General features: G+C 42.7%; 10 protein-coding genes. 1 reads left to right on the forward strand and 9 read right to left on the reverse strand.

Translation table 11 applies throughout. The annotated features are described in order from the left end of the window. Window positions 1-25: 25 nt before the first annotated feature. The 7 genes from ACOZ9X_RS17710 to ACOZ9X_RS17740 all read right to left on the reverse strand — a co-directional run bounded on the left by ACOZ9X_RS17710 (window position 26) and on the right by ACOZ9X_RS17740 (window position 7,383). On the reverse strand, window positions 26-271 hold the full coding sequence (locus ACOZ9X_RS17710) for a type B 50S ribosomal protein L31 (protein WP_066399025.1): 246 nt from the start codon (window positions 269-271) through the stop codon (window positions 26-28). A gap of 104 nt (window positions 272-375) precedes the next feature. Further along, window positions 376-1,662: a transcription termination factor Rho gene (rho, locus tag ACOZ9X_RS17715; protein ID WP_144696865.1), complete on the reverse strand. Its 1,287-nt coding sequence runs from the start codon at window positions 1,660-1,662 to the stop codon at window positions 376-378. A gap of 335 nt (window positions 1,663-1,997) precedes the next feature. Next, a complete protein-coding gene (gene glpX, locus ACOZ9X_RS17720; protein ID WP_066244703.1) occupies window positions 1,998-2,966 on the reverse strand; it encodes a class II fructose-bisphosphatase in 969 nt (322 codons plus the stop codon). Window positions 2,967-3,050: 84 nt separating this feature from the next. Further along, window positions 3,051-4,343 carry a UDP-N-acetylglucosamine 1-carboxyvinyltransferase gene (locus ACOZ9X_RS17725; RefSeq protein WP_137791147.1) on the reverse strand — a complete coding sequence of 431 codons (1,293 nt, stop codon included), beginning with the start codon at window positions 4,341-4,343 and terminating at the stop codon, window positions 3,051-3,053. Between the two features lie 698 nt (window positions 4,344-5,041). Beyond that, entirely contained in the window at window positions 5,042-5,692 is a 651-nt protein-coding gene (fsa, locus tag ACOZ9X_RS17730) for a fructose-6-phosphate aldolase (RefSeq protein WP_137791148.1), read from the reverse strand. Between the two features lie 198 nt (window positions 5,693-5,890). Next, window positions 5,891-6,754, reverse strand: coding sequence for a class II fructose-1,6-bisphosphate aldolase (gene fba / locus ACOZ9X_RS17735; RefSeq protein ID WP_191754344.1), 864 nt, complete (start codon window positions 6,752-6,754; stop codon window positions 5,891-5,893). Between the two features lie 248 nt (window positions 6,755-7,002). Next, window positions 7,003-7,383, reverse strand: coding sequence for a response regulator (locus ACOZ9X_RS17740; protein WP_205725467.1), 381 nt, complete (start codon window positions 7,381-7,383; stop codon window positions 7,003-7,005). A gap of 167 nt (window positions 7,384-7,550) precedes the next feature. Between ACOZ9X_RS17740 and ACOZ9X_RS17745 the strand changes: the two genes are divergently transcribed. Continuing rightward, window positions 7,551-8,090: a DUF2529 family protein gene (locus tag ACOZ9X_RS17745; RefSeq protein ID WP_423419348.1), complete on the forward strand. Its 540-nt coding sequence runs from the start codon at window positions 7,551-7,553 to the stop codon at window positions 8,088-8,090. 227 nt (window positions 8,091-8,317) lie between these two features. On the opposite strand, the gene ACOZ9X_RS17750 is transcribed toward ACOZ9X_RS17745, so the two are convergent. Both ACOZ9X_RS17750 and rpoE read right to left on the reverse strand, forming a co-directional pair. After that, window positions 8,318-9,919, reverse strand: coding sequence for a CTP synthase (locus tag ACOZ9X_RS17750; RefSeq protein ID WP_144696861.1), 1,602 nt, complete (start codon window positions 9,917-9,919; stop codon window positions 8,318-8,320). A 459-nt stretch (window positions 9,920-10,378) separates the two neighbouring features. Continuing rightward, the gene (gene rpoE / locus ACOZ9X_RS17755; protein WP_423419392.1) at window positions 10,379-10,897 is read right to left on the reverse strand and encodes a DNA-directed RNA polymerase subunit delta; all 519 of its coding nucleotides are present in this window, start codon (window positions 10,895-10,897) and stop codon (window positions 10,379-10,381) included. Between the last annotated feature and the right edge of the window lie 426 nt (window positions 10,898-11,323).

An 11,323-nucleotide genomic window follows, 5' to 3' on the forward strand; every position in this document is an offset into this window, starting at 1 on the left:
CTCCTGCCCTTTTACTTGCAACAAATTACTTAAGGTTGTATTTCTTCTTAAAGCGGTCAACACGTCCACCAACATCAGAGAACTTCTGACGTCCTGTGTAGAACGGGTGAGTGTCAGAACTAACATCCACTTTGATTACTGGATATTCGTTACCGTCTTCCCACTTCATTGTCTCGCTTGAAGACAAAGTTGATCCTGAAAGGAAGCTAAATCCGCTTTGAGCGTCAACAAAGATAACCTTTTTATAATTCGGATGAATTCCTTGTTTCATTCTAATTCCACTCCTTCTGCCCTGTTTCCTATGCGGAGACAGAGTTATAAACACATAAAAATAGTATAACAGGGACAAAACCCATTTGCAACCATACTTTTTCGTTAGTTTGTTACGGGTTTAGCTCGCTTTGGCGCTCCCTTTTTTTCACTTTCAAAAAGCTCGAAAAACTCTTCGTTATTCTCCGTTTTACGCATGCGTTTCATGAACTTGTCTACGAAATCGAACGAATCATCCATCGTTTTACGAATCGACCAAAGGGCCTCAAGGTGATCTTTCGCGATGAGCATCTCTTCTTTTCTCGTTCCAGAACGGCGAATGTCGATCGCAGGGAAAATACGGCGCTCAGCCAGCTTGCGGTCTAAGTGAAGCTCCATGTTTCCTGTTCCTTTGAACTCCTCGTAGATGACATCATCCATACGCGAGCCAGTATCCACGAGTGCGGTTGCTAAAATCGTTAAGCTCCCACCCTCTTCGATGTTACGAGCCGCACCGAAGAAACGCTTCGGACGGTGGAAGGCAGCCGGATCGATACCACCAGATAGTGTACGTCCGCTTGGCGGAATGACAAGGTTGTAAGCACGGGCAAGACGAGTGATGCTATCGAGCAGGATGACAACATCCTTTTTGTGCTCAACGAGTCTCATCGCACGCTCTAATACGAGCTCTGCCACTTTAATATGATTTTCTGGTACTTCATCAAACGTTGAACTTACAACGTCTCCTTTTACAGAACGCTCGATATCTGTTACTTCCTCAGGACGCTCATCAATAAGCAAGACGATCAGCTCTACTTGCGGGTTGTTCGTTGTCACACTGTGTGCGATTTCCTTCAGCAAGCTTGTCTTACCCGCTTTTGGAGGAGCGACGATAAGACCACGCTGACCAAAACCAACTGGCGCCATCATGTCGATGATACGCGTTGAAATGTTGTTGCTCGTTGTCTCCATAACCATTTTCTTTTCCGGATAAAGAGCCGTCAGCGCAGGGAAATGCACGCGTTCCTTTGCCGTTTCAGGGTCCTCACCATTAACCGCATTAACTTGTAAAAGTCCATAATAACGTTCGTTTTCCTTTGGTGGTCGAACTTTTCCTGATACTTTATCTCCGTTTCTTAGATCGAATCGGCGGATCTGTGAAGCTGAGATGTAGATATCTTGAGAACTTGGTGAATAGTTGATCGGACGTAAGAAGCCGAATCCTTCATTCGGAATGATCTCTAAAACACCTTCCATAAATGAATAACCATCAAGCTCTGCTTGTGCTTTCAAAATAGAAAACATCAATTCACGCTTTGTTAATTTACCGTAATATTGAATATTATATTGTTTGGCAAGCTCATAAAGCTCTTTTAATTTCTTTGTCTCTAATGTTGCTAAATCTATCCCCATAGTGACACCACGCTTTTCTATTAATAACTATCTTTTGTTTTTGTTTTTATGATTTAATGGGATTTTTTATGTTGGTTTGGTTTTTGATTTTTTAATGGAAGGAGTTCCTTTGAAAGTTAAGGGTATTAGTGGGTATGAAGAAAATATTAACCTAATGAATCATACTTCTTATTTTAACCACATATTGAGTCTTTAATCAAGCAACAGAAACTCAGAAGCAAATGACTTCTAACGAGAATTTACAATACATGCTGAGCTTTTGCAACTGAAATTAAGATTAATTCATGTAATTGTAACGGAAAGACCGGACGAAGTTGTCCGGCCTCACTCGTTATTTATGGTTTGATCACAAGATCTGGTTTCTTCTTCAAGCTGTGTCTTCCATCGATAAATCGTACGGTTCCTGACTTTGCGCGCATAACAACAGATTGCGTTGTACCCGTTGATCCATCAAAACGTACTCCTTTTAAAAGCTCGCCGTCTGTAACGCCTGTTGCAGCAAAAATCGCGTCGTCCCCTTTTACAAGGTCGTCCATGTATAATACACGGTTCACGTCGTCGATGCCCATGCGTTTGCAGCGTTCTAATTCTTCGTCGTTTTGAGGAAGAAGCTTTCCTTGAAGTTCCCCGCCGAGGCATTTTAACGCAACAGCTGCGATTACGCCTTCAGGAGCTCCACCAGAACCGAATAAAATATCAACGCCTGTATCATCAAACGCCGTATTAATGGCTGCTGCTACATCACCATCAGAAATCAGCTTGATGCGCGCACCCGCTTCACGAATATCTTGAATGATCTGTTCGTGACGAGGTCGATCTAGGATCACCGCTACCAAGTCTTCAATATTTTTATTTTTCGCTTCTGCTACTGCTCGTAAGTTATCAATAACAGGTGCGTTGATGTCGATCTTCCCAACACTCTCACGCCCAACGGCAATCTTGTCCATGTACATGTCTGGTGCGTGAAGCAGGTTTCCGTGGTCTGCGATCGCTAAAACAGCTAAAGCGTTCCACGTTCCGGATGCAACGATGTTCGTTCCTTCTAACGGATCGACTGCAACATCTACGCGAGGACCATAGCCTGTCCCTAGTTTTTCTCCGATATAAAGCATAGGAGCTTCATCCATCTCGCCTTCACCGATTACAACGGTCCCCTTCATCGGAACCGTATCAAAAACGTTACGCATCGCAGTTGTTGCTGCGTCATCCGCTTCGTCTTTCTTTCCTCTTCCCATCCAACGTGCTGATGCAAGAGCTGCCGCTTCTGTTACACGAACAAGCTCCATCGATAAACTTCTCTCCATGTTTGTTCCCCTCCCCATACTTTAACCGCTTACATAATTATCCTGAAGAAAAATCACCAGGTGATGGTGATTTCTCGTTTTAACTTATGAATTCTTAAGCTCTTCCATCTCTTCGGCACCTAAGCTCTCACGCCAAACTTTAGCGCCAAGTCCTTTTAACTTATCAACTAAAGATTCATAGCCGCGATCGATATGTTCAAGACCAGAGATCTCTGTTACACCTTCAGCCATAAGACCCGCTACAACAAGAGCTGCTCCAGCACGAAGGTCAGAAGCTTTTACTTTTGCGCCTTCAAGCTTTGCTGGCCCATTTATTATAGCAGAACGTCCTTCTACTTTCACATTCGCTCCCATACGGCGAAGTTCGTCGATATGTTTGAAACGTGCACTGTAGATCGTATCTGTTACGATGCTCGTTCCCTCTGAGCTTGTTAAAAGTGAAGTGAACGGCTGCTGAAGATCCGTCGGAAACCCTGGATAGACGAGCGTTTTGATGTCAACGCTCTTCAGTGGATCTTTTCCTCGATAAACAAGCACTTGATCATCTTTTGTTTCAATATATACACCCATCTCTCTCAGTTTCGCGATGAGAGATTCTAAGTGTAAAGGAATCACATTATCAAGCAATACTTGCTGACCCATAGATGCTGCTAGAATCATGTACGTTCCCGCTTCAATGCGGTCTGGAATGATCGAATGACGGCAGCCATGCATTTCATCGACACCATCGATACGAATAACATCTGTTCCTGCACCTTTGATCTTAGCACCCATGCTTGTTAAAAGGGTAGCCACATCAATGATCTCAGGTTCTTTAGCCGCGTTTTCAATGATCGTTTGGCCTTTTGCTCTTACTGCTGCGAGCATGATATTGATGGTCGCACCAACACTAACAACGTCCAAGTAGATTCGTGCACCAACGAGCTCGTCCGCGCGAAGATAGATCGCTCCTTGCTCGTTCGTTACTTTAGCGCCTAACGCTTCAAAGCCTTTGATGTGCTGATCGATCGGACGTGGTCCTAGATTACAGCCTCCTGGCAATCCGATGACCGCTTTTTTGAAACGGCCAAGCATCGCACCCATCAAATAGTAAGAAGCACGCAGCTTTTTCACTTTTCCGCTCGGCAGCGGCATCGCAATCATTTTTTCAGGGTTAACCGTTAGAGTCTGATTCTCATCCAGGTAAGCTTCCCCTCCGATTTCCTCTAACAGATCACGTAGAATACGAACGTCTGATATGTTAGGCAAACCTTCAATGGTAACGGTAGATTCTGCTAATATTGTTGCGGGGATCAACGCCACCGCACTGTTTTTTGCTCCGCTTATATGGACCGTTCCTTCTAGAGGATAGCCCCCTTCAATCATCAGTTTTTCCATGGTAAACTCCTTTCAGTAAGAGTCACAAAGTTGTGATTGCATTACCTTGTTAGATAGTACTATTATTTACCAATATTTTCTTTTCATGTATGAAAATTTGAGTGTTTCAGGTAGCCTCTTTTGGGAGTATGTTGATTTCCGCTCCAGGTTGCACGCTTTCCATGGGGCGAACGGTGAGCCTCCTGCCGCTACGCGCCATTAGGAGTCTCCACCAGTCCACTTCAAGGTTGTCTCTCTGCTCCTGCGTCTTCAAGTTTATACTAAGGAGTTAACTTCCTCGTCGCATGCCTTGCGAGAAGCTCCTCATGTGGCAGGCAACCTTCCGCTACAATCAACTTACATGAAGATGAAGAATTTAATTCTTAAGGACGCTCTTTGCTAAAAGAAAGTTACTATCAAATTTTGTCTTCTATGATTGTTGATTGGAGTGCAAGATGCGAGACTCCTGTGGGACAGGTAGGCAGTCCTCAAAGTGGAAGTGGCTCGTTCAGCCCCGACAAGCAAAAGTTGAATGGGCTAGGAAGGCGCACTTTGCCTTCTTGACCGTTTAACTTTTGACCTCGAGGGGCTAGCCACTGTAACTAGCCAGGGGAGACACTTTTATACGTGAAACGTACAAATGTGGCTCCCCGCCTGCCCCGCGGAAAGCGAGCATCTGTAACGGAAATCAACCACTTCCAAAAGCTACATGTTTACAATTACTTTCTATTTGCAGCGTCCCAGTCAGCTAGGAATTTCTCGATCCCTTGATCTGTTAGTGGATGCTTCACTAGTCCTTTGATTACGTTTGGTGGAATTGTTGCGATGTGTGCGCCTCGTAATGCCGCTTCTGTTACGTGAACAGGGTGGCGGATCGATGCTGCGATGATCTCTGTTGGGATCTCATGAATCGCAAAAATTTGTGCCACTTGTGAAACAAGCTCCAAACCATCTTGGCCTATATCATCCAGACGACCTAAGAATGGTGATACATATGTTGCACCTGCACGAGCTGCAAGCAAGGCTTGGTTTGCATTAAAAATAAGCGTTACGTTTGTTTTGATGTTTTCGTCAGAGAACGTTTTTACTGCTTTTAATCCGTCCAGAGTCATTGGAACTTTTACCGTGATATTTGGTGCGATCTTAGCTAATTCGCGACCTTCTGAAACCATTTCTTCATAAGAAGTTCCGATCACCTCAGCACTAACAGAACCCGGTACAAGGCTCGTGATTTCCTTTAATCTTTCATGAAAATCAACGCCTTTTTCTTTAGCGACTAAAGAAGGGTTCGTTGTTACTCCAGATAAAATGCCCAGGTCATAGGCTTCTTTAATATCGTCAATGTTTGCAGTATCAATAAAGAATTTCAAAAATAATCACTCCTGTTTTTTTGAGTATGTCTATCTTTTATATTCTTTTATAACATGTTCGTCTTCATACACGAAGGATTACGCTTACAAAACTTCGTATCATTCTATTATTATCTATACGTGGTTCGTGTTTTTGCACTCTTATAGTGTAAATGAAACCGCCTATGATGTATAGGCGGTTTCATGAGAAAGGTTATATTAAGCTTTGTTAGAAGAACCAAACTCACGCATTTTTCCAGCTACAGTAGCTTGGATCGCATCACGAGCAGCAGTTAAGTAGCTACGTGGATCATATTTGTCTGGGTTAGATCCGATGTATTCTTTAACCGCTTTGTGAGAAGCAATTTGGTTTTCTGTGTTTACGTTGATTTTAGCAGTTCCTAAAGAAATTGCTTTTTGGATATCTTTTGTTGGGATACCAGTACCACCATGAAGTACAAGAGGTACACCAGTTAGTTCCATAACTTCTTTCATGCGGTCGAATCCTAAGTTCGGCTCACCTTTATAAGGTCCGTGAACAGATCCTAGTGCAGGCGCGAAGCAGTCAACACCAGTCTCACGAACAAGTTGATCACATTCAGATGGGATCGCGTAAGCTGCATCTGCATCTTCAACAACTAGATCATCTTCTTGTCCACCGATACGGCCAAGTTCTGCTTCAACAGAAACGCCGTGGAAGTGAGCAAGCTCAACTACTTTTTTAGTAAGAGCGATATTCTCTTCTAATGGGTGGTGAGATCCATCGATCATTACAGATGTGAAACCTGCATGAATCGCTTCAGCACACTTTTGGTAGCTAGAACCATGGTCAAGGTGGATCGCTACAGGTACAGTTACTTTGTACTCTTCGATAAGCGCTTCAACCATCGCAACAACAAGCTTGAATCCGCCCATATAACGAGCAGCACCTTCAGAAACACCAAGAATTACTGGAGATTTCTCTTCTTGTGCAGCTTTAAGGATTGCTTGAGTGAACTCAAGGTTGTTCAAGTTGAATTGACCAACTGCATAATTTTCCGCTTTTGCTTTTTCAAGCATTTCTTTCATTGAAACTAAAGGCATAGTAATGTCCTCCTTAGATATTGGCACGAGCAGACCAACTACATTTTTGTATAGTATATTTGCTGAAATGCGCATACACAGCAAAAAGAAGCCACTTTAGTTTACCTTTCATGGCGTCTTGCTAAACATTTCATTATGCTCATATTTCATTCTAGTATAGCATACCAATATCGCCTGAAAACCGCAACACATCAACGTTTTCGGGTGTAACCGCTATCATTGGCGACACACCAGCTTTTCTTAAACTTTTATGATTGTGGCGTGTTTAATGGAAGTTCTTTCCTAACAGCTGCACGAATCTCATCAATATCAAAAGGTTTTGCAAAATGAGTGATAGCTCCCAACTTCATAGCTTCATGAATCATGTCCAGCTCACCATAAGCGGTCATGATGATCACTTGAATCGTCTCATCATGTTTTTTTACACGACGAAGGATTTCTAAGCCATCCATTCCAGGAATTTTCATATCTAAAATGACAAGATCAGGGCGGTCCTTCTCCACAATCGAAAGAGCTTGTACACCGTTCGCTGCCTGATACGTCTTATAACCTTCTTTTTGAAAGATTTCGTTCAAAAGAATTCTGATGCCATACTGATCGTCTACAATTAAAATTTTCCCGCTCATTATTGCTCACCTCATCTAGAGTTTCTTTACAAAACCATTTTGTCCCTATACCATTCGAGACAGAGGATACCAATTCCTGCTGTTCCCGATGATTTGTATTGTTAAATTAAGTATACTAAATTAATAAACAAAAACACGTTGATTTGAAAAAAAGTAAGGAGTTCTTTTTCATGTTAAAAATATTTTCAACACAGGTTGCCGGATTGCTAAAATCCATCTCAGATAAAGAAGAACAGTCGCTCGAAGAAAGCTCACGCCTGCTTGCACAGACCGTTTTGTCAGAAGGAACTGTATATTTTATGGGATTCGGCGAAATGGAATCCGTTGTGAGTGAAGCCCTATATGGAGAGAATAAATTCCGCGCGGGGGCTAATTTTTCAGATGTGGAGTTGCCTGATCTGCTGCAGGTCGATAGTGTAGTAGTGGCTTCACGCTTTTTAGATGACGAAAAAGCCGTAGCACTTTGTTCAGAAGTACGGAAAACGACGGATTGTAACATCATTTTAATAGGCGGGCGACGAAAAGATGCCGAGATGAACGTGAATCCAGATGATTTAGCCGATATCGTGATCGATACGAAGGCCGTTCGGGGACTAGTACCACTAGATGATGGTACGCGACTCGGTTTGCCCTCTGGACTGACTGCTTTATTCGCATATTACGCCTTATTTTTAACGACAGAAGAGATTTTAGAAGAATACGATGAATAGGATGAAGCCTGGCTGTATGCCAGGCTTTTATAATTAAGAAAAATGAGCATCTTTATGTACTTCTAGTCGCCAGAAAAACTCAATCACATAAAAATCATGGGTAATCACATAAAAATCGGGATCCATCAAATAAAAATCAAAGCTCATCACATAAAAATAGACAAAGATCACATAAATCGCAAAAAAACAGGTAGCTCCCACTCAGAAAGTGAAGCTACCGGTCATAATTAGTTCTTCAATTGTGTTACAGCACCGATAAAGTCACGGAATAATGCTTGTGGGCGTGTTGGTCGTGATGTGAATTCAGGGTGGAACTGTGACGCAACAAACCACGGGTGATCTTCTAACTCGATGATCTCAACAAGACGTCCATCCGGAGATGTTCCTGAGAAGATGAACCCTGCTTTTTCCATCTGTTCACGGTATTCGTTGTTGAACTCATAACGGTGACGGTGTCTTTCGTAAACAACTTCATCGTTATAAGCTGCAAACGCTTTTGTATCTTCTTTAATCTTACACGGATACAGTCCAAGACGAAGTGTTCCGCCTAGATCTTCGATGTCCTTTTGTTCAGGAAGCAGATCAATAACCGGGAACGGTGTACCAGGCATAAGTTCTGCAGAGTGCGCACCATCAAGTCCTAGAACGTTACGAGCAAACTCTACGGAAGCAAGCTGCATACCAAGACAGATTCCTAAGAAAGGAACTTTGTTCTCACGCGCATATTGAGTAGCTAGAATCTTACCTTCTACCCCTCTGTCACCGAATCCGCCAGGAACTAAGATACCATCAGCATCTTGAAGAAGTTCGTGCACGTTTTCAGCAGTCACGTTCTCAGAGTTGATCCAGTCGATCTCAATATCTGTATCAAATTGATAACCTGCATGACGAAGCGCTTCAACAACAGAAATATAAGCATCTTGTAGCGCTACATATTTTCCTACTAACGCGATCTTCGCTTTTCCTTTTAAGTTCGTTACGCGGTTGATCAGTTCTTTCCACTCCGCCATATCCGGCTCGTGCGTTTCAAGCTTAAGGTGTTTACAAACAAGCTCGTCCATCTTCTGCTCTTGAAGATCGATCGGCACTTGATATAGCGTATCTGCATCTCTCGCTTCGATCACCGCTTTAGGATCGATGTCGCAGAATAGACCGATCTTATCTTTCATTTCTTGAGGAACCGGCATCTCTGTACGAACTACGATAATGTTCGGCTGAATACCAAGACTGCGAAGCTCTTTTACACTATGTTGTGTCGGCTTCGTCTTCAGCTCACCCGCTGCACGGATATAAGGAATCAATGTACAGTGGATATACATTACGTTTTCAGAACCTACATCACTTTTGATCTGACGGATCGCTTCTAGGAACGGCAAGCTCTCGATGTCCCCAACTGTTCCGCCGATCTCTGTGATCACGACATCTGCGTTCGTTTCACGGCCAGCACGGAAAACACGTTCTTTGATCTCGTTCGTGATATGCGGGATAACTTGAACTGTTCCGCCAAGATATTCACCGCGACGCTCTTTTCTAAGTACGGTAGAATAAATTTTCCCAGTCGTTACTGAGCTGTATTTATTTAAGTTAATGTCGATAAAACGCTCATAGTGACCTAAGTCTAAGTCCGTTTCCGCACCATCATCTGTTACGAAAACTTCACCATGCTGATAAGGGCTCATCGTCCCTGGATCCACGTTGATGTAAGGATCGAATTTTTGCGTCGTCACTTTTACTCCGCGGTTTTTTAATAAACGGCCTAATGATGCTGCAGTGATTCCTTTTCCTAAAGAAGAAACTACACCGCCTGTAACAAAAATATATTTTGCCATGTTTTCAATCCCCCTAAATTTTCTAAAATAAGTATGTGCGTTTAATGCTTTTTCTACTATTGGGAGAGGTATCTGTGTGAAGTCGACACAGTCTCAGCCGTAAAAAAATAAAAAGCAAAAGACACTTCCCCTATGGTTAGGGGGCACTTTTGCTTTGATATCATATAAAATTAGTCTTTTTAATAAAAGATACAGGAATAGCCCAAAAAGAATATTACCCGAGTATAGAGCACATGTCAAGATGATCTGTGAGAATCCATTTATTCATGTGACAAGCTTGTGAAATGGCATTTGAGCCTCGCCAATCCGCGAGTTTTGAGCATGAATCAACGAGTTTAGGCTCTGAATCCATAAGTTTTAGCCTTCAATCCACGAGTTTCGGCACTCAATCCACGAGTTTCCTATAAAAAAACAAAAACCAGCGCCAAGGGCACTGGTTTTCACGAGTCACGATGAGGCTTACAGATCTTCTTCCTCATCTGCTTCTTCATCTTCGTCTTCTTCGTCGAAGTCTTCATCTTCTTCGTCGAACTCTAATTCTTCTTCTTCATCGTCATCATCGTCATCGTCGTCAGAAAGATCATCATCTTCATCAACGAACTCATCTTCCACTTCTAACTCATCAAAGTCTTCATCATCGAAGTCCTCTTCAAAGTCATAGTCATCTTCAGACGCCTTTTTACGTTTTGTCGGTTTGTTCGTTGCACCAAGTTCCTCTTCAGAGCTTTCAACTGGGTACCACGTTTTTAATCCCCATTTATTATCGCCTAATGAAACGAATCGGCCGTCAATGTTCATATCTGTGTAAAAATACGCAATTCGGTTTTCTACAGCCGTTTTAGACAAACCTTTGATTTCAGCGATCTGTTTAACTAAATCATAGAATTGAACAGGTTGCTTAGCATTTTGCAAAATTTCAAATGCGATTTCGACCATTGACATTTCAACGACTTGTTCTTTCGTGTACGTGTTCAACATAGCCACATCGGCACTTCCTTTCCTTCTCCACACTCATTTATATCAACACATTGTGCTCATTCTTTAGAAGAATCATACTCTTCATTATAAACAAATCCCATGCGTATATGCCAGTAGTAATCTATCTTTTTTCCATAAAAGGTTTTGTAGTCTGGCTTAGGTGCTTTTGAAAGTGGTTGATTTCCGCTCCAGGTTGCTCGCTTTCCGCGGGGCAGGCGGTGAGCCACTTGCCGCTTCGCGCCATTAAGTGTCTCACCTGACCGCTTGTCCCGCAGGAGTCTCGCAACCTTCTGCTCCAATCAACTTGCAAATGAAGAGGGAAATCCAAAAGAAAGAATTTTTATAAAAGAGCTTTTCTGATAGATTGGTTCTTCAGAAAGATCTTTTACGAGCTTCTTCACCGAATAGTTAATTGGAGCGGAAGGA

Origin of the sequence: Fictibacillus nanhaiensis, assembly GCF_049537595.1 — a bacterium.
Classification (GTDB): domain Bacteria; phylum Bacillota; class Bacilli; order Bacillales; family Fictibacillaceae; genus Fictibacillus; species Fictibacillus nanhaiensis_F.